This is a genomic window from Bacillus sp. D48C, from assembly GCF_053345735.1.
In genome coordinates, this window is record NZ_JBKFAQ010000012.1 from 1 (window position 1) to 23019 (window position 23019).

24 protein-coding genes are annotated in these 23019 nt (G+C 36.1%); 13 read left to right on the forward strand and 11 right to left on the reverse strand.

Features of this window, described 5'->3' with window-relative positions:
* The first annotated feature begins 266 nt into the window (after positions 1-266).
* The 4 genes from ACLBXA_RS23305 to ACLBXA_RS23320 all read left to right on the forward strand — a co-directional run bounded on the left by ACLBXA_RS23305 (position 267) and on the right by ACLBXA_RS23320 (position 2100).
* Positions 267-491, forward strand: a complete 225-nt coding sequence (locus ACLBXA_RS23305) for a hemolysin XhlA family protein (protein ID WP_000390475.1) — start codon at positions 267-269, stop codon at positions 489-491.
* A gap of 72 nt (positions 492-563) precedes the next feature.
* Positions 564-800: a hemolysin XhlA family protein gene (locus ACLBXA_RS23310; protein WP_000398730.1), complete on the forward strand. Its 237-nt coding sequence runs from the start codon at positions 564-566 to the stop codon at positions 798-800.
* Positions 800-1039: a hypothetical protein gene (locus ACLBXA_RS23315; protein WP_000461722.1), complete on the forward strand. Its 240-nt coding sequence runs from the start codon at positions 800-802 to the stop codon at positions 1037-1039. The genes ACLBXA_RS23310 and ACLBXA_RS23315 overlap by 1 nt, the downstream gene beginning before the upstream one ends.
* Positions 1036-2100 (forward strand): N-acetylmuramoyl-L-alanine amidase, encoded by a 1065-nt coding sequence (locus ACLBXA_RS23320; protein WP_447617549.1) that lies wholly within the window; start codon positions 1036-1038, stop codon positions 2098-2100. The genes ACLBXA_RS23315 and ACLBXA_RS23320 overlap by 4 nt, the downstream gene beginning before the upstream one ends.
* A gap of 29 nt (positions 2101-2129) precedes the next feature.
* Here the strand turns inward: ACLBXA_RS23320 and ACLBXA_RS23325 are convergent, their stop codons facing one another.
* Genes ACLBXA_RS23325 through dcd form a run of 3 tightly spaced genes read right to left on the reverse strand, consistent with a single transcriptional unit; the run spans position 2130 to position 3397 of the window.
* Complete coding sequence (locus tag ACLBXA_RS23325; protein WP_447617550.1) at positions 2130-2339, reverse strand: DUF1653 domain-containing protein; 210 nt, start codon at positions 2337-2339, stop codon at positions 2130-2132.
* Between the two features lie 13 nt (positions 2340-2352).
* Positions 2353-2706, reverse strand: a complete 354-nt coding sequence (locus tag ACLBXA_RS23330; protein WP_320483644.1) for a hypothetical protein — start codon at positions 2704-2706, stop codon at positions 2353-2355.
* Entirely contained in the window at positions 2699-3397 is a 699-nt protein-coding gene (dcd, locus tag ACLBXA_RS23335; protein WP_447617551.1) for a dCTP deaminase, read from the reverse strand. The genes ACLBXA_RS23330 and dcd overlap by 8 nt, the downstream gene beginning before the upstream one ends.
* A 728-nt stretch (positions 3398-4125) precedes the next feature.
* On the opposite strand from dcd, the gene ACLBXA_RS23340 reads away from it, so the two are divergent.
* The 3 genes from ACLBXA_RS23340 (at position 4126) to ACLBXA_RS23350 (ending at position 6788) form a co-directional block, all read left to right on the forward strand.
* Positions 4126-5115 (forward strand): tRNA dihydrouridine synthase, encoded by a 990-nt coding sequence (locus ACLBXA_RS23340; protein WP_000566714.1) that lies wholly within the window; start codon positions 4126-4128, stop codon positions 5113-5115.
* 351 nt (positions 5116-5466) lie between these two features.
* The gene (locus ACLBXA_RS23345) at positions 5467-5985 is read left to right on the forward strand and encodes a DUF1456 family protein (RefSeq protein WP_447617552.1); all 519 of its coding nucleotides are present in this window, start codon (positions 5467-5469) and stop codon (positions 5983-5985) included.
* A 95-nt stretch (positions 5986-6080) separates the two neighbouring features.
* Positions 6081-6788 (forward strand): M48 family metallopeptidase, encoded by a 708-nt coding sequence (locus ACLBXA_RS23350; RefSeq protein ID WP_000233759.1) that lies wholly within the window; start codon positions 6081-6083, stop codon positions 6786-6788.
* Between the two features lie 383 nt (positions 6789-7171).
* Here ACLBXA_RS23350 and ACLBXA_RS23355 read toward each other — a convergent pair whose 3' ends face one another.
* Both ACLBXA_RS23355 and ACLBXA_RS23360 read right to left on the reverse strand, forming a co-directional pair.
* Entirely contained in the window at positions 7172-7867 is a 696-nt protein-coding gene (locus ACLBXA_RS23355; protein ID WP_326266209.1) for a GNAT family N-acetyltransferase, read from the reverse strand.
* Positions 7868-7881: 14 nt separating this feature from the next.
* Positions 7882-8991: a mandelate racemase/muconate lactonizing enzyme family protein gene (locus tag ACLBXA_RS23360; protein ID WP_000704500.1), complete on the reverse strand. Its 1110-nt coding sequence runs from the start codon at positions 8989-8991 to the stop codon at positions 7882-7884.
* A 94-nt stretch (positions 8992-9085) separates the two neighbouring features.
* On the opposite strand from ACLBXA_RS23360, the gene ACLBXA_RS23365 reads away from it, so the two are divergent.
* Positions 9086-10357: a hypothetical protein gene (locus ACLBXA_RS23365; protein WP_000972801.1), complete on the forward strand. Its 1272-nt coding sequence runs from the start codon at positions 9086-9088 to the stop codon at positions 10355-10357.
* Here ACLBXA_RS23365 and nhaC read toward each other — a convergent pair.
* Positions 10346-11767 (reverse strand): Na+/H+ antiporter NhaC, encoded by a 1422-nt coding sequence (gene nhaC / locus ACLBXA_RS23370; protein WP_000711513.1) that lies wholly within the window; start codon positions 11765-11767, stop codon positions 10346-10348. The two genes, ACLBXA_RS23365 and nhaC, sit on opposite strands and share 12 nt — an antisense overlap.
* A 292-nt stretch (positions 11768-12059) precedes the next feature.
* Here nhaC and ACLBXA_RS23375 point away from each other — a divergent pair, with 292 nt between their 5' ends.
* Both ACLBXA_RS23375 and ACLBXA_RS23380 read left to right on the forward strand, forming a co-directional pair.
* On the forward strand, positions 12060-13175 hold the full coding sequence (locus tag ACLBXA_RS23375; protein WP_000853508.1) for a M20 peptidase aminoacylase family protein: 1116 nt from the start codon (positions 12060-12062) through the stop codon (positions 13173-13175).
* A gap of 193 nt (positions 13176-13368) precedes the next feature.
* Complete coding sequence (locus tag ACLBXA_RS23380; RefSeq protein ID WP_001005634.1) at positions 13369-13974, forward strand: SAM-dependent methyltransferase; 606 nt, start codon at positions 13369-13371, stop codon at positions 13972-13974.
* A 32-nt stretch (positions 13975-14006) separates the two neighbouring features.
* Here the strand turns inward: ACLBXA_RS23380 and ahpF are convergent, their stop codons facing one another.
* Both ahpF and ahpC read right to left on the reverse strand, forming a co-directional pair.
* The gene (ahpF, locus tag ACLBXA_RS23385) at positions 14007-15533 is read right to left on the reverse strand and encodes an alkyl hydroperoxide reductase subunit F (protein WP_000599506.1); all 1527 of its coding nucleotides are present in this window, start codon (positions 15531-15533) and stop codon (positions 14007-14009) included.
* A 14-nt stretch (positions 15534-15547) separates the two neighbouring features.
* Positions 15548-16111: an alkyl hydroperoxide reductase subunit C gene (gene ahpC, locus ACLBXA_RS23390; RefSeq protein WP_000924420.1), complete on the reverse strand. Its 564-nt coding sequence runs from the start codon at positions 16109-16111 to the stop codon at positions 15548-15550.
* A 591-nt stretch (positions 16112-16702) separates the two neighbouring features.
* Between ahpC and mtnK the strand changes: the two genes are divergently transcribed.
* Genes mtnK through ACLBXA_RS23405 form a run of 3 tightly spaced genes read left to right on the forward strand, consistent with a single transcriptional unit; the run spans position 16703 to position 19683 of the window.
* A complete protein-coding gene (mtnK, locus tag ACLBXA_RS23395; RefSeq protein ID WP_000033215.1) occupies positions 16703-17932 on the forward strand; it encodes an S-methyl-5-thioribose kinase in 1230 nt (409 codons plus the stop codon).
* Between the two features lie 12 nt (positions 17933-17944).
* A complete protein-coding gene (mtnA, locus tag ACLBXA_RS23400; RefSeq protein WP_447617553.1) occupies positions 17945-18988 on the forward strand; it encodes an S-methyl-5-thioribose-1-phosphate isomerase in 1044 nt (347 codons plus the stop codon).
* 53 nt (positions 18989-19041) lie between these two features.
* Complete coding sequence (locus ACLBXA_RS23405) at positions 19042-19683, forward strand: L-fuculose-phosphate aldolase (protein WP_000926560.1); 642 nt, start codon at positions 19042-19044, stop codon at positions 19681-19683.
* A 44-nt stretch (positions 19684-19727) separates the two neighbouring features.
* On the opposite strand, the gene ACLBXA_RS23410 is transcribed toward ACLBXA_RS23405, so the two are convergent.
* From ACLBXA_RS23410 to ACLBXA_RS23420, 3 genes are read right to left on the reverse strand one after another with little or no spacing between them, the layout of a single operon-like run.
* The gene (locus tag ACLBXA_RS23410; RefSeq protein WP_000983742.1) at positions 19728-20735 is read right to left on the reverse strand and encodes a FecCD family ABC transporter permease; all 1008 of its coding nucleotides are present in this window, start codon (positions 20733-20735) and stop codon (positions 19728-19730) included.
* On the reverse strand, positions 20732-21772 hold the full coding sequence (locus ACLBXA_RS23415; RefSeq protein ID WP_002153558.1) for a FecCD family ABC transporter permease: 1041 nt from the start codon (positions 21770-21772) through the stop codon (positions 20732-20734). The genes ACLBXA_RS23410 and ACLBXA_RS23415 overlap by 4 nt, the downstream gene beginning before the upstream one ends.
* Before the next feature lie 48 nt (positions 21773-21820).
* Positions 21821-22738, reverse strand: a complete 918-nt coding sequence (locus tag ACLBXA_RS23420; RefSeq protein ID WP_000732570.1) for an iron-hydroxamate ABC transporter substrate-binding protein — start codon at positions 22736-22738, stop codon at positions 21821-21823.
* Positions 22739-23019 lie beyond the last annotated feature (281 nt).

The window sequence follows — 23019 nt, forward strand, 5'->3', positions numbered from 1 at the left end:
TTGTACCCACTAGATATGGGATTTGCGAAAAAGAATATTTGTTTAGAGTGTTATACATCACTGACAGGGAATTATCCATCTCAAGAACCGCCAACACCGACTAATGAAAATAACACACAAACAGAGCAGGAGCAGCCATAAGCTGTTTTTTATTTTGTACAAAATACGGCTTTGATAAAAAATGGCTTTCGTATATTCACAGTGAGAAGGGTTGTCTCATAGTATATAGAGACTGCTTTATATAGATTCTAGATGGATGTGAATATATGGAAGATGTATATACAAAGATTGATAGACTTAAATCAGAACAAAAAGAAATTATGCGAGATATTCGTAATTTAGAAACTCGTACAACCATTAATGAAAAAGACATTTCAACAATTAATAAACAATTAGAAAAAATCAGTACAAATACAACTTGGATCTTAAGAATTGTGATCAGTGCAATAGTGATGGCAGTTCTAGGATTAATATTAAAAGGCGGTATTTAGACGGTTTGTTTAAATGCACTTATGAAAGAGGGACAAGAGTCTCTCTTTTTATTTTGAAATGAGGTGGTCAAAATGGAAGGGTTACAAGATGTAAGAAACGATGTTCAAGAAATCAAACAAGAGATCAAGGACATTCGTTTAGAGATTAAAGGGTTAGAAATACGAACAACAGGTAACGAGAAGGATATTGATAATATCAACAAGCAGTTAGATAAAATCAGCGCCAATACTACCTGGATTTTACGACTTATTGTTGGTGGAATTGTTGGAGCAGCTCTCACTTTCTTCTTGAAAGGAGGTGGTATGTAATGTTTGAAATTACTGTGATGATTGGAATTGTAGTAGGTCTTTCACAGATTGGAAAAACAATTGGATTACAAACAAAATATGTTCCGTTACTCAATTTAACGCTTGGCATTATGCTAGGCGTTTTATTTATGGGCGGAGATATCAAAACAAATGTATTTCAAGGAATCATCATTGGACTGTCAGCAAGTGGATTATTTGACCACACAAAAATTATAAAAAAGGATGTTGATGCTAAATGAAAAAGACAATGAAACATATTACCTCGTTACTTATGATTCTAGTACTTGCTGTTTCTTTTGCTACAAGTGCTTTTGCTGATCGAACACTTATCATTCCTGATTTACCGAAACAACCATACCGTTATGGTGTAGGCGCTTATGAGGGCGTTGTAGCACATTCTACAGCAACTCCAGAAGCTCCAGCTATTAACATTCAAAAATACGAATCTCGAACATGGAAAAATGCATTTGTTCACTATGCAGTCGATTGGGACGAAACAATCCAAATTGCTGATACAAAATACATTGCTTATGGTGGCGGTCCTGCTGCTAATAAACGATTTGTACATGTAGAGTTATGCGAAACAGCGGACTATACAAAATTCAAACGCAGTTATGACAAATACGTTAAGTTACTAGCTAAAATCTTGCGTGATCGTGGGTTATCTGTAGAAAAAGGATTGTGGACACATAGCGATGTAACTCATCACCTTGGCGGAACAGATCATGAAGATCCAATTGATTACTTAAAGTCTCATGGTGTTTCAGAAGCTCAATTTAGAGCAGATGTACAACGAGCATATAATAATTCTAGTGTGGATGTTTCTGTCCCTGAAAAACCATCTAAACCAGAAGAAGTACCGACAGCAGTAACAGACGGTATCGCCTATATTGAAGGTTACAACGTTAACTTACGTAAAGGACCAGGTACAAGCTATTCTAAGATTCGCCAACTAAACAAACCAGAATCTTATATTGTGTGGGCTGAAAAGGATGGTTGGTTAAATCTTGGTGGAGATCAGTGGATTAAGAACGATTCATCTTATGTGAAGTTTAATAAGAAAAGTACAGTGGATTCTTCTATTGTAGGTAATCGCGTTGTATCTAAAGTTAATAATCTAAGTTTCTATGATGCTCCATCTTGGCAGGATAAAGATGTGGCTGGTTCTGTAGATGCAGGATTAGGATTCACAATTGATGCGAAAGTAAATGTAAATGGTTCACCACAATATAAAGTACACAACAGTAAAGGTAAAACATATTACGTAACTGCAAATGAAGCCTATGTGTATGTGAAGTAAATAAAAGGGAGAAGAACAAAAGACGATTCCTATTTAGAATCGTCTTTTGTCTCTATTTCTGTAAATCGTTGAATTATCTTTCCATCACGTTCAATTGTTTCGAAAAACATCTCATAAGGTCTTGCAAAAATAGCACCAGACTCATTTTTATATATGACAAGTGTTTCATTTGTTTCTGAGTGCTGTGCTGTGCATATCATTTTGTAAATAGCACCTTTAAAGTGTTTGAATGTTCTCATGATGATCCTCCTGTTAATCCTTGAAAAATGGATATAATTGTACAGCTAAAAGGACAAGTGCACATACGGTAATATACCCCAAGTTTTCTAAATTAACAGCATGAGCAAGTCCTGTGCTTGCTATGATTGTTAAAATAGCGGTGAAAATATGTAGCTTCTTGGCTTTTTTTCGTTCAGGAGAATTTTGAGTGACTTCTGTTAGAAAAACATCCAAAATTTGTTGCACTTTAGATTCAATCATTTCTCTTGCAAAGTCTAGAATTCTTAATTTTTCTTCAGCTGGAGTAGTCGAGTAATTTACATCTAAATATTGGCGCAAGGTTTCTTCTTCCACATGCCTTTGTACAATAGCTCTCAAGTTATTCATTGTTTAAACTATTATACTCCTTACGTAACATGTCAGCTATTTCTTTAGCCGCTTCATTTATATGAGACATTAAGTGATCCCCAAGTTCTTTAGCAGTTTCAAGAGATACATTACTTACTCCTCTGTCTGTAAGAAAACTTTGAATTTCACTGTCAAGGTGCAATTTAGATGTATTTACACTTTCAGATTGATAATAAACAGTGTTACTTTGTTTATTATAAGGTTTTAGAGCTTCAGAAGTTAACTTGATTAGTGCTAATTGACAAAATTTAATTCCAGGTGTTAATCGTATAGGAACTGAGGAATGATTTATAGCTAAAAAACTTAACCTTCCTTCATATCCTGGATTCATGTAACTAGCTGGACTAATCATAAAACCAAGCAATTTGACACTGTACCGTTCTAAAATTTGAGCCGCCATATTTGTAGGAATTTTAAAATATTCATTTGTTTGGACTAATATGGATTGGTTGGGTTTCAAATAGAATTCCTCAGTTCTAATATCAACTTCTTTATAAAATTCTATAGGAACTTCAGCACCTAATATTATAGGATCTTGTGACTCATAGATTTTTACATGATTATTTAAAGTTAAATTGATAGTTGCACCTTCGCAATTTTCTGGGATGTAGGGTTTAATTAAGTCGGTATTTTCTGCAAGGAACATTAGGTCTTTATCACTTAAAAACATTCAATAGCCCCCCCCTTAATAAGTAACTAAATGCGCTATTAATTTAACTATGTATCATTAGGCGTAATATGGCAATATAAATTTATCATTTTTTATAAGGATAAACAGCAAATGAAACCTATTTGTATGTGGGGTTATTTCTTACAAAAGGATAGTTTTAAAAATAAAAAATATCATCTGATTCTATAAGTAGGTAATTATATCTTGAATTCTAGATTTATAAATGTTAGTGTAAATATAAACCGTTTCTTATTTATCTATGAACCAGTATCTGTAGAACGAATAGATTAATTAAAAAATCCCCTTTCGCACCGATATGCAGAAGGGGATTTTTTAATTAATCAATATTGTTTAGAGAGTACATGTAAACCGAATGCTCCGTTTGACCACTGCCCACAAAAATGACCACACACTTAAAATAAATTAAATTTATTCAAAATAAAAAGAAGAAATTTGGATTTATTTTCTTTGCAGAAGAATGCACTATAGTAGTATAGGGTACACCAAAAGATATGATATACTTTATACGACTCATGTGGAGTGTGTGGCTTGGCTTAAGTTAGTATAATAGGAAAGCAGTTGATATAGGAAAATCTATATCATCTGCTTTTTGGTTTACAAAAATACCATTCATAAGCGATTTTAGTTAAAATAAATATTGCTGATTTTCACAAATTATAAATTGAGATTTTGAAATTGTATTCATAGTGAGAGGATTTGAATTTGAAATGATAGATAATTTTTGGCGTGAATTACCACGACCATTTTTCGTACTTGCACCAATGGAAGATGTGACAGACGTTGTTTTCCGTCACGTAGTAAGTGAGGCTGGTCGTCCAGATGTATTCTTTACAGAGTTCACAAACTCAGATAGCTATTGTCATCCAGAAGGTATGAAAAGTGTACGTGGTCGTTTAATTTTTACAGAAGATGAACAGCCAATGGTGGCACATATTTGGGGAGATAATCCTGAATATTTCCGTCAAATGAGTATTGGTATGGCAGAGTTAGGATTTAAAGGCATTGATATTAATATGGGCTGCCCTGTACCGAATGTAGCATCAAGAGGAAAAGGTAGTGGTCTTATTCTACGTCCAGACGTTGCAGCAGAACTTATTCAAGCTGCAAAAGCAGGCGGACTACCTGTCAGCGTAAAAACAAGACTTGGCTTTAAAGAGTTAAGCGAGTGGGAAGATTGGTTAACGCACATTTTCAAACAAGATATTGCGAACCTTTCTATTCATTTACGCACAAGAGAAGAAATGAGCCAAGTAGATGCGCATTGGGAACTAATTCCGGAAATTAAAAAATTACGTGACCGTATCGCACCAAATACGTTAATAACAATCAATGGAGACATCCTTGATCGTAAAATGGGACTGGAACTTGCTGAAAAATACGGCATTGATGGCGTAATGATCGGGCGAGGCATCTTCAAAAATCCATTTGCGTTTGAAAAAGAGCCAAGAGAGCATAGCAGTAAAGAACATCTAGATCTTTTAAGACTACAACTTGATCTTCAAGATCAATATGCAGAAGTACTGCCACGCTCAATCACAGGACTTCACCGCTTCTTCAAAATTTATGTGAAGGGCTTCCCAGGAGCTGCGGAATTGAGAAATCAATTGATGAGTACGAAATCGACCAATGAGGTGCGTGCTTTGTTGGATAAGTTTGAGGATAGTGTTGGTGTTGCTCAGGATAGTGAGACGGTTTAACTTTTAAGCAGTTAAATCATTTCATATGTAGTGTATGACATGAGTGAGTTGAAAATAAGCGTAGAGCTGGAAAAGAACAGTGTATTTGAGAAATCAAAGCACTGTTTTTTTCTTTTAGTTAATGTTAAGAGAGAAATCTTTTTAAAGGCATATAAAAAACACGTAAGAGCTCTGTAGATACAATGATAGAGAAAAGTTCGGGTAAGACTATAAAACATATCTTTAAAATGTTAAAGTATTAATTTAGCGGACAATAACTAAAAGGTTAGATTTAAACATGATAATTTAAAGCACGTTATAGGATAAACTTTAACTGCTGAATAAATAATCAACATTTCAGGAGGAAACCCAATGGCAATGAGCAACAACGATATATTAAAAAGAGTACGATACGCTTTAGATATAAGAGATATAGATATGGTGGAAATCTTTAAACTCGGCGGGATGGAAGTAACGAAAGAAGACGTAGTTGATATGCTTACAAAAATAAAGAGAGCTCCTCAGCATGAAGCCGAAGATGCGGATGTAATCGAAGATGAGTACGTAAAAACATGCGATATGATGATGTTAGAGGCATTTTTCAATGGATTTATTACTTTAAAAAGAGGAAAGCAAGATCCGAAACCAGGGCAGCCTGCACCTGTACAGAGTAAGGAGAGTGCCAATAACCTTCTTCTAAAGAAAATGAAAATTGCACTATCTTTAACGAGTGAGGATGTACTTGATATATTAGATTGCGTAGGCGTTACGGTAACAAAAGGAGAGTTAGGTGCTCTATTAAGAAAAAAAGGTCATAAAAATTACAAAGAGTGCGGCGATAGATACGCAAGGAATTTCATTAAGGGATTAGGTGTAAAGTATAGAGGATAATGAGTTCGTTAAAGCAGTAAATGATATAATAGGTAGAGTAGGACGTTCGTATCCTACTCTTTTTTATTTGTAAAAATACTATGCTAGGTGATGAAATGGTACATACATATTTAGGTGAGACAATTAATTTTCATATAACTTATAAGAAGAAAAAGTCCGTGCGTCTTTTTGTGGATTCGTATGGAAATGTGGAAGTGCAGGCTCCGAAAGGGACGCCTGTTGAATACTTAGTCCAGTTGCTAGAGGAAAAGTGGGATTGGATTCAGACAACCCGTAAGGAGATGGCTGAGCGAGCGCGTGGACCACAGGAAAAGGATTACGATCAAGGAGAAGGCTTTTTGTATTTAGGGAATACGTATCCGATACAGATTTCCCAAGATGCAAGTATTGAGCAAGACAATGCGATTTTTGAAGGGGATAAGTTACATATTTATGTAAAAGAGCTAAAGGATGAGAAAATACAGCAAGCTTTAAAACGATTTTACTATAAGCAGTGTAAATCTTTAGTAGAGAAGAGTATTAAAGCGCATCAAAGTAATTTCAAAACAAAACCACGTTCTATTCGTATTACAGATAGTAGTCGTACTTGGGGTACTTGCGATTCGAATTTACAACTAACATTCAATTGGAAGCTAGCAATGGCACCACAGCGAGTAATTGACTATGTAGTCGTTCATGAAATGTGTCATATGGTTCATTTAAATCATGATCGCTCTTTTTGGCGTCTTGTCGGGAAGATAATGCCTGATTATAAGGAAATGGAGAACTGGTTAGCTTTATCTAGTTGGAAGATGACGGTTTAGGAAGGGATATCAATTTTTGTCGGTAAATCGATATTTCTTGTCGAATCGTTGATATATTGTAAGTTTTGATAGATATATTTTAAAAATCGTTGATATATTGTGAGTTTTGATAGATATATTTTAAAAATCGTTGATATATTGTGAGTTTTGATAGATATATTCGAAAAATCGTTGATATATTGTAAGTTATGATAGATATATTTTAAAAATCGTTGATATATTGTGAGTTTTGATAGATATATTCGAAAAATCGTTGATATATTGTAAGTTATGATAGATATATTCGAAAAATCGTTGATATAATTTCATTTACTACAGGATTGTTCAACAAATCGAAAAGAGAAGAGGTCACAGCAGACATCTCCTCTTTTCGAGTATATAGATTATCGCCCAAACTTCACAATGAAAGTATCTGCTGTTTTCTCCATCTCATACCCACGATACCCCTCCGAAAGCAAAGTCTGCTGTCCACTAGCATCACTCATTAGAATACTTTGAACATCCGTCCAATCTCTTTCATTATCTCCGCGCAATTTCTTCACAAAAACATACCGCAGACTATCACCATATTTTTCCTTCAACACAGCAATCTCCATCCCTTGCGCAAATTTATCCTTCAAACTCGGGATGTTAAAAGGAGCAACGGTGCAGCATACATAATCATATTTGCTATCTTCTTTTTGCAATTCGTCCATGATGACGTTTGCTAATATTTTTTGCATACCATTTCCTCGGCAGTTCGGATGAACGTTTGAGATTTCTTGATAGATGACGCGGTGTAGTTCACTTTCTGGCAAACCAATATCAAGCCCTAAATGTTCATCATCGATAGGCGGGACGAGTAGAGCGCGAAATGCGATGAGTTCGTTTTCGATAAAAGCACCGATCATCATGCCGTTTCCTTTTAGAATGTATTGAAATTCTTCTTGTGAGAGTGGTTGTAAACGACTTTTATCTTCTAGTGCTTCAACTACAATGTTTTGTAGTGATAAAATTTGTTCGATGTGCTCTAGTGATAGTAATGTAACGTGAAATGATTCGTTATTTTGTTTTAATGTTCCTTCGTATAGAACCGTCATATGATAGTCCTCCTTTAGCGTACAACGTCTTGAAAGACGGTTAGTTCTTGTAGTGTATCTTCGTTTATTTCAATGCCGAGTCCCGGCTTTTCGTTTAAGCGAATGAATGGTACATCGTAATGTAAGTTTCCAATGTCTTTCGTGAATTTTAATGGTCCTGTTAGCTCTACGCTCGTAATGATTTTCTTTGAGAAAGCGACATGGAATCCTGCGGAAGAGGCAACAGAGGATTCGACCATTGATCCCACTTGGCATTCAATGCCGGCCATTTCAGCTTGATGAGCGAGCTTTACAGCTGGATATATGCCGCCGCATTTCATTAGTTTTATATTCACTTTATCGGCAGCTTCTAATTTAATAATTTGGCGCATTTCACGAGAACTTTTTAGTCCTTCATCAATCATAAGCGGGAGATCTGTTTTAGAACGAATATGAGCCATGGCATCAATATCGTCCGCGATAACAGGTTGTTCAATCCAGTCAATGTTTAAATGTCCTAATGAACGCAGTGCTGTTAATGTGTTCGCGCTATTTTTCCAGCCTTGGTTTACATCAATGCGAATAGCGATGTCATTTCCTACACGTTCTCGTACAGCTTCAATACGTTTCACATCTTCTTTTACATTCGTACCAACTTTCATTTTGAAAGATTGGTAACCTTTTTGAATCATAGAAGCAGCTTCTTCAGCCATATCTTCAGGATCGGCAATACTTAAAACGTGAGTGACAGGGAATTCTTCATGATAGCGCCCACCAATTAATTGATATACAGGTTGATTTAGTTTTTTGCCCATTATATCAAAACAAGCAATATCAATTGCGGCTTTCGCTGTTGGAACACCGTAAATTGTATTGTCCATCATGTCGTGTATTTTTTCGATATTCATTGGATTTTTCCCGATTAGAGCAGGGGTTAGCGTATGTTTTAAAGTATGGAAAGTACTTTCCCATGATTCACCTGTGACGTGATCATCAGCAACGCCTTCACCGTAACCGATAATACCTTCATCTGTTTCCATTTTGACGATAATAGAGGGCATATCAGAATAAGAGCCATAACTAATAACAAACGGACTGCGAAGCGGTAAACGAATTGCGTAAAGATGAATAGCTGTAATTTTCATTGAATAGAAACTCCTTCCTGTTTTACAATAGTTTTATACATTTGATATAGTTGACGTTAAATAGTCGTTAATTAATGATAAGGAGTTAGAGAAAATGATGATAAAAATTGCAGTTGTCGGTTCAAAGGAGTTTATGGATAACCTTTTTCCTATTGCTCAAAAATTAGAAGGAATAGAAATTGATTCCTATATTTACCTTCATCCGGCAGAATCTTCTGAACTATTAAAGTGTCTAAAGCCTTGTGATGTCATCTTTTTCTCAGGTGCTTTACCTTATTATATGGCAAAAGAAGTAAGAGAACAATTACGAATTCCAAGTACATACTTACAGCAAGACGAGACAACTGTCGCATCTTCCATTCTTTCTATCATGTATCATCAAAGTATTCAACCACATAACATTTCCATCGATTTAGTAGACCGCTCGTTTATTACAAATGTGTTCCATGATATCGGTATAAAAGAAAGTCCGCAAGTGTTGGATTATGAAAATATGCTGTGGAGTAAAGATGAAATAAATAGAGTTATCGATTTTCATGTAGCTAAATATCAATCTGGAGAAGCTCATTTAGCTTTAACTAGTATTCACGCTGTTTACGACGAGCTTCAAAAAATGGGTGTTCCTTCAGAGCGTATGATTGATCCAACACAATCCATTATACATGGGCTAAAAGATGCAAAAATAAAAGCTGAGTTAGCAAAAAGCTATTCAGCTACTGTTGGTACTTGTATTATTTCGTCCTTAGAATTACGAACGAGTTTGCTTGAAAAACTAGATGTCATTTCAAAAGAACTACGTGGTTCATTTAAACAAGTGGATGAAATGACATGCATTTTGTATACAACTCGTGGTGATATCGAATCAATTATTAAAACAAATGCGATAGATAACTTGTTTGCGAGTGTAGAAGGAACGATAGCTATTGGATTTGGTTATGGAAAAACCGTGAAAGAAGCGGAGCAAAATGCAAAAATTGCTCAAAGTTTTGCAAAGAATAATCCAATAGATCGTTGTTTTTATATACTAACAAGTGATAAAGATTTGTTTGGTCCATTCCCGAAAGAACAGAGAGTACAAAGTTTGAAAAATGATAATCCGGAACTAATGAAAATAGCGAAGGAAACGAAGCTTAGTCCGGCCAACTTGTCAAAAATTATTCAATTTAGTCAATCGCATCCGTCATTGAAATTTACAGCAGCTGACCTTTCTGAGTACTTACAAGTGACTCGAAGATCGACAGAAAGGTTGTTAAAGAAATTAGTTGATTACGGGTATGCTCATATTTGCGGCGAGGAAATGCCCTATCAACAAGGGCGACCTCGCGCACTATATGAACTGAATTTACCGCTATTTTTAAGCTTCTAGTTGAGCTTTTTGTTTCTTTAGCAGTTCTGCTTTTTCAATGTCTGATAGTTTTACAATTGTGAAACCTGTTATACCATAAATGATTGAGATAATAGGTACGATGAAATTCAAAATAGCATAAGGAGCATATTCAAATGCACCTACGCCAAGTGTAGCGAGAATAAATACACCGCACGTATTCCAAGGAACGAAGACAGAAGTTAATGTTCCGCCATCTTCTAATGCTCTGGATAAGTTTTTTGAATGTAGTCCTTTTTCTGTGTATGCATTTGCGTACATTCTTGAAGGGACAACAATTGAAATATATTGTTCAGAGCAAGTAAGGTTTGTTGCAAAACAAGATGCGATAGTAGAAGCGATAAGCCCTTTTGCTGATTTCGCTAACTTTAAAATTTGATTTACAATTGAGCGAAGAATACCTGTATGTTCTAATACTCCTCCGAAAGTCATAGCGACAATTGTCATAGAGACTGTATTCATCATCGAATCTAAGCCACCGCGGTTAAATAGTTCGTCTACTAGCTTGTTTCCAGTGTCTATAACAAATCCAGCTTGGAGTGCACCGACAGATGCTGAGACAGAACCACCTTGAATAAAGACTTGTGATAAGAATCCTAAAATAATACCGACGAGAATGGCTGGTATGGCAGGAACCTTTTTAGCGACCAATACCATAACGGCTACGGGTATAATGAGTAGGAAAGGTGAGATAACAAAGTTTTGTTGCAATACTTGTAACGTTTGATCGATGCTCTTCGCATCAATATTGTTAGCGCCGAAGCTTCTTCCTAAGACCGCGTATACGATAAGAGTAATAATTAAACCGGGAACTGTAGTAAATAACATATGACGAATGTGTGCGAATAAATCTGTATTTGTTAATCCTGCGGCTAAGTTAGTTGTATCTGAAAGCGGTGACATTTTATCGCCAAAATAAGAGCCTGAAATAATGGCACCAGCAACCATTGGAGCTGGAATTCCCATACTTAGGCCAATTCCCATTCCAGCAACACCAATTGTACCCATTGTAGACCAAGAGCTACCAATCGCTAATGCAACGATAGAACAAATGACAGTAATGGAAACTAAAAATAGTGATGGAGTTAAAAGTTTTAAACCGTAATAAATCATCGTTGCGACAATTCCACCGCCAATCCAAGCACCAATTGTTAAGCCAACAAGAATAATAATGACGATAGCGGGTAATGCAAGACGAATCCCTTTATACATTGCTTCTTCAAGATCATTCCATTTGTAACCGTAACGCCAAGCGACAATAGAAGCAACGGTTGTACCGATAATAAGTGGAACGTGAGGGCTTTGTTTTAATACAACAATTGTAACCATCATAACTGCAACGGTAATGATAATAGGGATAATCGCTATTCCAAAAGGTATTTCTTTTTTCATAAAGTTCCTCCTTGTTACGTATGTTTGTTTGTATTTTTAGAATTGTCGTAAAATAGACGTTTATTAGGTTATGATAACTAAAAGTTTATGTAAGCGTCAATATAAAAATCAGAAAATAATGAATGTTATAGTTGTTTGTTTAGTTTGTAATATAGATGCGTAGTAAGCTTTTGAAGTATCTAAAAATAAATAATTGACTTTTTTCTTAAAATTCAATATGTTCATAAAAACATCTGTTTTTCATAAGTATAATTAACCTGATGGTTTATAATTTGGGAAGGAGACTGGAACGTTGAAAACATTAGAACTACAAGAGCGCTTAACGGAGATTTTTCAGCATTTACACGAAAACCCTGAAGTAAGTTGGAAAGAATATGAAACGACAGCGTATATTACTGACTTTTTAAAAGAAGAAGGAATTTCATATAGAACATTTGATGATTGTCCAGGTGTAATTGCTGAGATTGGAGGCGGGAATCCAGTTATTGCGATTCGTGCTGATATGGATGCACTTTGGCAAGAAGTAGATGGAGAATTTAAAGCGAACCATTCATGTGGTCATGATGCTCATATGACCATTGTAATGGGAGTTATTTTACAATTGAAAAATATGAGATGGAAAAGTGGTACGGTTAGGTTTATTTTTCAGCCGGCAGAAGAGAAGGGTAATGGTGCTTTGAAGATGGTGGAGAAAGGTGCTGTAGATGATGCTGATTTCTTATTTGGTGTCCATCTAAGACCGATTGAAGAACTATCTTTGAAACAAGCAGCCTCATCTATTCGCCATGGAGCAGCTGGATTTTTAGAGGGGATGATTCATGGGGAGGATGCACACGGGGCGAGACCACACCAAGGTGTGAATGCAATTGATGTCATTTCCATGATTAATATCGGTTTGAAAAATATTTGGTTGCCACCGCAAAGTTCCTATTCAGTAAAAATGACGAGATGCCAAGCTGGTGGCGATAATTTAAATATCATTCCGGGAAATGGTCATTTCAGTTTAGATGTAAGAGCAGAGAGTAATATACTATTAGAAGAATTAAAGGAAAAGATTGAGCATGTAATAGAATCAGCTGCATCGATGGGGTCGAAAACTTCATATGAATGGATGGATCTTGCACCAGGAGCAGAGGTTTCCGAAGAAGCAGAGCGCTTTATGCGTAAAGGTATTATCGAAGTGTATGGGGAAGAGAGATGTACGGGACCTCTCTATACGACAGGAAGCGATGATTTCCATTATTACACAGTGAAAAGACCACATTTAAAAGCTGTCATGCTTGGACTAGGAGCAGACCTACAACCTGGATTACACCATCCGTATATGAGGTTTGATCATAGTTGTATTATGGATGGAGTAGAAATATTGAAACAAACTGTATTGAAAGTGTTAGAAGACAGGGGCTAGAGAGCTCCTGTTTTTTTGTCGTGGATTGTCGGTAAATCGATATATTTGAAAAATCGTTGATATATTTGAAGTTACGATAGATATATTAAGAAAATCGTTAATATAATTTCACGTACCTATTAATTTGATTAAAAATGAATCTCCAGTACATGGTGTATAATAATAAGTACCATTTTTTAATAGGAGAAAACGAATGAACGAACAATATTACGATGCAGTTTTACATATAAAAACAGTCGGTGAGCAAAAGGGGTTTAACAAGTCTATGCATTATCACCGCTATGAACCGACGCCCTATAGCGGATTAGATGAGTTACTGAATCAATATGAAATACGAAGTAGCGACCGAATTGTAGACTTTGGGTGCGGAAAAGGAAGATTAAACTTTTATATGCATCATAAATGTGGTGCATCAGCAGTTGGAATTGAAATGAATGAAGAGTTTTATAAAGAAGCGATGGATAATCGAGATCGTTATGCACGAAAGACACGAAACAGTAAGGGGAAAATCCAGTTCCAATGTTGTTTAGCGCAGGAATATGAGATTGATCCGCATGATAATAGGTTTTATTTTTTTAATCCATTTTCTGTACAAGTGTTTATGAATGTAGTAAATAACATTTTGCTTTCGGTAGAAGAAACGGGGAGAGAAGTGGATATTATTTTATATTATCCTTCTGAGGACTATATTTTCTTCTTAGAAAATCAGACTGCGTTTGAGCTGAAGAAAGAAGTTAGATTGCCAGGTGCTTATGAGAAGAATGGGAATGAGAGGTTTTTAGTTTATACATTAAGGTAAAAAAAACAGGTGCTAAGGCACCTGTTTTTTTATTAGTTACGAATTAAGTAATCAAATGCACCTAAAGCTGCGTTTGCACCTGAACCCATAGAGATGATGATTTGTTTGTACGGATTATTTGTACAGTCACCTGCAGCAAACACTCCTGGTACGTTTGTAGCGCCGTGCTTGTCTGTTACGATTTCACCGCGAGCGCGTTCAACTGTTTCGCCTAACCAGTCTGTGTTTGGCACAAGACCGATTTGTACGAATACACCTTGTAATTCAACGTGATGAACTTCTTCAGTTTCACGATCGATGTAAGAAATACCGTTTACTTTATCAGTACCAGTAATTTCTTTCGTTTGAACGTTTTTCAGAACAGTTACGTTTGGTAAGCTGTTAAGACGCTCTTGTAATACAGCATCAGCTTTTAATTCTGGCATGAATTCAAGAACAGTTACGTGCTTAACAATACCTGCTAAGTCGATAGCTGCTTCAATACCAGAGTTACCTCCGCCGATAACTGCTACGTCTTTTCCAGTGAATAATGGACCGTCACAGTGTGGGCAGTATGCTACACCTTTATTTTTGAACTCAGCTTCACCCGGTACGCCAACGTTACGCCAGCGAGCACCTGTTGAAACGATTACGCTCTTACTTTTCAGAATAGCGCCGTTTTCAAGTTCCACTTCAATAAGTTCTTTTTTCTCTAAACGTTTCGCACGTTGTAGATTCATTACATCGATATCGTATTCTTTTACGTGCTCTTCAAGACTTGCTACTAGCTTAGGACCTTCAGTCTTTTTTACGCTGATGAAGTTCTCAATGCCCATAGTATCCATTACTTGACCACCGAAGCGCTCAGCAACGATACCAGTGCGGATGCCTTTACGTGCTGCGTAAATTGCTGCACTTGCACCAGCAGGGCCGCCACCAACAACAAGAACATCGTATGGATCTTTATCAGAAAGCTCTGATGCATCTGGACCGTTACCCATTTTAGCTAAAATTTCTTCAAGTGTCATACGACCGCTTCCGAAAGATTCGCCGTTTAGGTAAACAGTTGGTACTGCCATGATGTCTTTGCTTTCTACTTCCTCTTTGAATGCAGCGCCATCAATCATAGTATGTGTAATACTAGAGTTAAGAACGCTCATTACGTTAAGAGCTTGTACAACATCAGGACAGTTATGACAACTTAGGCTGATATAAGATTCAAAATGATATTCGCCTTGAATGTTTTTAATTTGATCGATTAATTTCTGTTCAACTTTTGGAGCGCGTCCACTTACTTGTAGTAAAGCTAACACTAATGATGTAAATTCGTGTCCTAATGGAATACCAGCGAATACGACACCAGTGTCTTCACCAGGGCGGTTTACGCTAAAGCTTGGTGTTCTCTCTAATTCAACTTTTTCTACTGTAATCTTAGATGACATAGTAGCTAATTCGTCTACTAGAGCTAACATATCTTTAGATACGTTATCGTCTCCTGCGCTTACTTTAAGTAAAATATCGTTCTCCATTAACTGAAGGTATTGGGATAGTTGTGTTTTTATATCTGCATCTAGTATCATTTTGATCGAACTCCTTAGATTTTGCCTACAAGGTCAAGGCTTGGTTTAAGTGTTGCAGAACCCTCTTGCCATTTAGCTGGGCAAACTTCACCTGGGTTGTTACGTACGTATTGAGCAGCTTTAATTTTGTTAACAAGAATGCTTGCGTCACGGCCGATACCGTCAGCATTGATTTCCATAGATTGGATAACGCCGTCTGGATCGATGATGAATGTACCACGAGCAGCAAGACCTTCTTCTTCCATTAAAACGTTGAAGTTTGTAGTGATTGTTCGAGTTGGGTCACCGATCATGATGTACTCGATTTTGCCGATAGTTTCTGAGCTATCATGCCATGCTTTGTGAGTGAAGTGAGTGTCTGTAGATACAGAGTATACTTCAACGCCTAAGTCTTTTAGAGTTGCATATTGGTTTTGTAAGTCTTCAAGTTCAGTTGGGCAAACGAATGTGAAGTCAGCTGGGTAGAAACAAACTACACTCCATTTTCCTTTTAAACTTTCGTCAGTAACTTGGATAAATTCTCCATTATGGTAAGCATTAGCTTTAAACGGTTTTACTTCTGTGCCGATTAATAACATGTTAAAATTCCTCCTAAATGTTGGTTTGAGCATCAAAAAATAGTGTGCTCATAAAATATATTTTTTAATTAACTATAATAATTCTAATTCGATATTAATTATCATATAGAATTGGTTATTTTGTCAAGCGAATAAACCAACTTTATTCCAATTTAATTAATATTTATTCTCAATTAAGGCTATCAGGGAATAGAAAGGTAATTTTAAGTCTATAAATTTTAGATGAGTGTTTGAAAAGTTTAGTGTGTATGTTAGAGATAGTGTGTAAGTTTAATTTTTTAGGAAGGAAATATTTCTTAGAAGTTGTGGTTTTGAAAAGGAACTGCTTACTTCTATTTTACAAAGAATTTTGTGATAAATAAAATAAAATGAATCGGAAATTTTTTGAACAATTTTTGTCATCTCAAATATATAATTAGGAAGTATATTAAGATGATAGTTAGAAACATTGACTCAAAGTGCTAACAAGATATAATAAAACCTAGATATATCTTTCAAAAAGAAGAATACATATTTATAGGGTGAAAAAATTCAACCTATTATTTTTTATAGCTTTTAGAAAACGCTTACAATTAGTGTGGAGGGGAAACCATGTCTAAGTTCACGAAGTATTTTTTAATGGAAGCTAAAGATGTGATTGCATATGTGAAAGAGAAATTGTCTAAGTTTGAACATGCAAAGGAGTTACAGTGTAAAGAAATAGGTGATGGCAATTTAAATTATGTGTTCCGCGTTTGGGATGAAAAAGAGAACATGTCAGTCATCGTAAAGCAAGCTGGGGATACAGCTCGCATTTCAGATGAGTTTAAGTTGTCGACAAACCGTATTCGTATAGAATCAGATGTTTTGCAGTTAGAGGATGAGTTAGCACCCGGACTTGTTCCTAAGGTGTATTTATTTGATAGTGTGATGAATTGTTGCGTAATGGAAGATTTATCGGATCACACAATATTACGTACAGCACTTATAAATCATCAAATATTTCCGAGGCTTGCGGATGATTTAACTACTTTTATGGTAAATACACTTTTATTAACATCGGATGTTGTAATGAATCATAAAGAGAAGAAGGAACTTGTGAAGAATTATATAAATCCTGAATTATGTGAGATTACAGAGGACCTCGTATATTCAGAACCATTTACCAATCATAATAAGCGTAATGAGTTATTTCCGTTAAATGAGGGATGGATTAGGGAACATATTTATAGTGATAAAGAGCTTCGTATGGAAGTAGCGAAACGTAAATTTTCTTTTATGACGAATGCACAGGCATTACTTCATGGTGATTTACATACTGGTTCTGTTTTTGTAAGAGATGATTCTACAAAGGTTATTGATCCTGAGTTTGCTTTTTATGGACCTATGGGATATGACGTTGGGAATGTAATGGCGAATTTAATGTTTGCTTGGGTGAATGCAGATGCAACGATGCCACCTGGAGCGGAGAAAGATACGTATATGGATTGGTTACAAACTACGATGGTAGAGGTAATTGATTTATTTAAGAAGAAGTTTTTAGATGCTTGGGATATTCATGTGACCGAGATTATGGCGAAGGAAGAAGGCTTTAGCGAAGTATATTTACAATCTGTATTAGAGGATACGGCTGCAGTGACAGGTCTGGAATTAATTCGCCGTATTGTTGGATTAGCGAAAGTAAAAGATATTACTTGTATTGAGAATGAGGAAGCACGTGCTAGAGCGGAGCGAATTTGTCTTCAAGTAGCGAAGAGTTTTATTTTACGAGCGAATCAATATAGAACGGGTACACGTTTTGTAGAAACGTTAAAAGAACAGTCAATGCACTACGCGAAGTAAGGGGAGAATATGATGGAAGAGCAATTAATACCCATTCAGTGGAAAGATGATGCTTTAGTTTTATTAGATCAAACATTATTACCGAATGAGGTTGTCTATGAATCTTTCAAGACAGCTGAAAGTGTGTGGGATGCCATTCAAGTAATGAAAGTACGAGGAGCACCAGCAATTGGTGTTTCGGCAGCGTACGGTGTGTATTTAGGAACAAAGGAAGTTATTCAAAGTAAGATGGAAGACTTTATAGAGGAAGTCAAAAAGGTATGTGCATATTTGGCAACATCAAGGCCAACGGCAGTAAACTTATTCTGGGCACTTGAAAGAATGGAAGCGGTAGCGACAGAGAACGCGCACTTATCAATCGTCCAGTTGAAAGACAGATTACTAGAAGAGGCAAAAGAGATTCATAGAGAAGATGAAGAAATTAATCGTCAAATTGGAGAGCATGCATTAACATTATTCGATGATGAAATGGGAGTATTAACACATTGCAATGCTGGTGCGTTAGCGACGACTAAGTATGGTACTGCGACAGCACCAATGTACTTAGCGAAAGAAAAAGGATGGGACTTAAAAATCTATTCAGATGAAACTCGTCCTAGGTTACAAGGTTCAACGTTAACAGCATTAGAACTACAGCGAGCGGGAATTGATGTTACTGTCATTACGGATAATATGGCAGCTATGGTCATGTCACAAGGAAAAATCGATGCTGTAATCGTTGGATGTGACCGCGTGGCAGCAAACGGTGATGTAGCAAATAAAATTGGCACATTAGGCGTATCTATTTTAGCTAAATACTACAACATTCCGTTTTATGTAGCGGCGCCAACACCAACAATCGACTTAAAAACACCGACAGGAAAAGAAATTCCGATTGAAGAAAGGGATGCTTCTGAAGTGATTAATCGTTTCGGACAATATTCAGCTCCGAAAGAAAGTAAAGTATATAATCCAGCATTTGATGTTACTCCATATGAAAATGTAACAGCGATTATTACAGAAAAAGGGATTGTAAAGGCACCGTTTACGGAGAATTTAAAAAAGCTATTTCAATAAATAGATAAATATAAAAGTCAGTCATCATAAGCTTCATACTTAGGGGGATGTATATGTTATTACAAAAAGAAAGAGAAGAAATTGTAGCGTATGGAAAGAAAATGATCTCTAGTGGTTTAACAAAGGGGACTGGGGGTAATATTAGTATTTTCAATCGCGAACAAGGTCTTGTTGCGATTAGTCCAAGTGGTTTAGAGTATTATGAAACAAAACCTGAAGATGTAGTTATATTAAACTTAGATGGTGAAGTGGTAGAGGGAGAGAGAAAGCCATCAAGCGAACTAGATATGCATCTTATTTATTATAGAAATCGTGAAGATATAAATGCGCTTGTGCATACACATTCTCCTTACGCAAAGACGATTGCGTCATTAGGATGGGAGCTTCCTGCTGTTTCATATTTAATTGCTTTCGCAGGCCCGAATGTTCGCTGTGCACCGTATGAAACATTTGGTACGAAGCAATTAGCGGATGCTGCTTTTGAAGGCATGATTGATCGTCGTGCTGTGCTACTTGCAAATCACGGTTTAATTGCTGGTGCAAATAATATAAAAATGGCGTTTACTGTTGCAGAAGAGATTGAGTTTTGTGCTCAAATTTATTATCAAACGAAAAGCGTCGGAGAACCGAAGCTTTTGCCAGAAGATGAGATGGAGAATTTGGCGAAGAAGTTTGAAGGGTATGGGCAGCAGTAGAATGAAACAAAAACACCCTCAAGAAAAGATCTTGAGGGTGTTTTTTACGCTTTCTTAAGCAACAAATACATAAAGTAAGGAGCCCCAATTAAAGCAACGACAATACCTGCTGGGATGCCGTTAGGTTCAACGATGTTTCGGCCAATTGTATCTGCTAATAGCAATAGCCATCCGCCGATTAAAACGGCAATAGGCATGAAAATTTGATGTCTTGGACCTACTAAAGATTTCGCGATATGAGGAGCCATTAGTCCGATAAAGCTAATTCCTCCTGTTACGGAAACAGCTGCAGCTGCAAGCGCAACGGCTGCAACTAATAAGTATCTGCGTTCTTTTTCAATTTCAATTCCAACACCGATTGCGACTGGCTCGTTTAATGCTAGAATGTTTAATCGATTTGCTTTATAGAAAACGAACGGAATTAATACGATTAACCATGGGAGCATTGCTAAAACGAAGACCCAGTCATCTCCCCAAATGTTTCCGGCAATCCACTTGGCGATAAAGTCCACTTTCATACGATCAGCGGATGAAATAAGGACAATCATCATTCCAGATAGTGCAAATGAAAAACCAATACCGGTTAATGTTAGTCGGATTGGCTGAAGCCCAGTTGATTTACTATATGAAAATACGTAAATTAGAACAGCTGTCAGAAAAGCCCCGATAAATCCAACGACTGGTAGTAAGTAAAGAAATGAACCTACATCTATTGGAAAGTATAAAAAGAAAATAGCAACAGCAACACCGGCCCCAGAGTTGATCCCGAGAATACCAGGTTCAGCTAAATCATTTCGAGTAATTCCTTGGAATATAGCCCCTGATAAAGCGAGAGCCATACCAGCTAATAATGTAATCACAATTCTAGGTAGTCTTAAAGAGTATAAAACAAACTCCTCTTTAAAAGTCCCTTGTCCCATTAATGTTGGGAGTAGTCGATCATAAGATAAAGATGCTGAACCAAGTCCCATTCCAACTACAATGGTGGTGATGGTCAGTATTAGTAAAGCGAGTATAATAAGACGTTGTTTTCTTAGAATAGATTGCATCATGAGAATGTTTTTCCTCCTTTACGTACAATGAATAGGAAGAATGGTAACCCTACAATCGCGACAATTGCCGCAACTGGTGTTTCGTACGGAGCGTTAATAGTACGTCCGATTGTATCTGCAAGTAGCATAAAGGAAGCTCCAGCAATTGCTGACATCGGTATAACAAATCGGTAATCTGGACCGACAATTGGGCGTACCATGTGAGGTACCATTAAACCGATAAATGCCATATTTCCAACAAGCGCTACAGATGCACCTGCAAGTAAGATAATAATGATAAATAAAATAGTTTTAATAACAATAATTTTTTGACCAAGTCCAATAGCCACTTCCTCACTGAAACTAAGAACTGTTAATTTTTTTGCTAGTAAGATAGCGATAAAGATACTAATTGAAATGACTGGAATAATAATTTTTAATTGGCTCCAAGTTGTTCCAATTACGCCCCCAGCAGTCCAAAGTGATACATCTTGTGAAATTTTAAAATAAATGCCGATTCCTTCTGAAATTGCGAGTAGAAATGCGGAAACTGCAGCGCCCGCTAATACAATTCGAAGAGGAGAAAGGCCGCCTTTTTTCACCATACCAATTCCAAATACCATGATTGCGCCAATTGCCGCACCGATAAAGCAAGCTAATGTTAAGTAAAGATAGCTGATGGAAGGATTGAAAGCAAGTGTCAGTGCAAGCGCAGCATTTGCTCCACCAGATAGCCCTAATAAACCAGGATCTGCAAGTGGATTTCGTGTTAATCCTTGCATAATCGCTCCAGAAACGGCTAATCCAGCTCCTACAAAAATAGCAGCAACTTCACGTGGTAAACGTATTTCTCGAATAATAGATATTTTGTCTCCTTTAGCGGAGGAAGTGAGTGCTAACCATACATCTTTTATCGAAGTATCTGCAGCACCTAATACCATTGCAACCATAAAAATAAGAAAGAATGCAATTAAGCTTAAAATTAGTTTGTATGTAAAAGCTATAGAACGTGGATTTTCATGATCTTTTGTCATTCGTTTCACATCTTTTCTGTTCATAGAATAAAGGAAGAGGAATTCTTAAATTAAGAATTCCTCATGTTTGTATTATTTACCAAGAAAGTTCTTCTTGAAGAAGTCTAGTTGGAAATCTAATGTAAGTGGATCATTGAAATAGAATTCCATCATGTTTGCTTCATATACGCGATTATTTTTTACTGCTGGGATGTTTTTATATGATTCTGTCTCTTGGAATGAGTTATCAGTCTCTTTATTTTTACTTACGATTAAGTAATCACCAGCAAATTCCGGTAATACCTCAGTAGATAATGCGTAGTAACCTTCTTTTAATGCTTTTTCTTTTACTTTTTCAGGCATTTTTAATTTCATTTCTTGGTACAGGATTTCTGTTCCGCGGCCCCAGTTCTCGCCGTATACATAAAGCTGTTTGTTGAAGTTTTCTACAACAGAAACTGTTGCATCTTCACCGATTTTTGCTTTAATTTCTTTACCAGCTTCTTGTGCACGTTTCTTGAAGTCATCAACCCAAGTTTTTGCTTCTTTTTCTTTGTTTAATAACTTACCAATTTCTAAATGCTGTGTTAAGTAATCAACTTTTCCGTAAGTGTATGTTACAGTAGGAGCGATTTTCTTTAACTTATCGACATTTTTAATATTTGATAAACCGATGATTAAATCTGGATTTAGTTCAGCGATTTTTTCAACATTTTCATCTGATACTTCAGCAACATCTTTAAGTTTGCTATCAAAACGTGGGTTTTGTTTAGACCATGAATCTACCCCAACAAGATTTACATCTAATGACATTACGTTACCAGCGAATGATGATAATACAACAACGCGTTTTGGATTTGCAGGAACTTCTACTTTACCATTTTCAGATTGGTATGTAATTGTTTCTGATTTACTACCTTTTGCATCGTTCTTTTTGTCTGTAGAGCCATTGCTACAAGCACTCATAACAAGAACGAAAAGAACTGTTAGTGAAATAAATAACTTTTTCATCGTCTTTCTCCTTTAACATAGATGATATGTGTATACAATAATTTGTTTAACTGTAATCTTTTTGAAAGAGTAGTGGTAATGCAAAATAATTTATTAAAAATCTTGAATATGAGATTTTATAATATAGTATTAACCATATTAATGAAAGAAGATGTAATCTCAATTTGCTAATTATTAACAAATTGATAATGATTATCACTATTGATTCTTTAAATAATATAATTTTATATAGGTGTATTGTCAATAGTAATTTTGATTGTAAATTTTGCGGAAACAGGTTA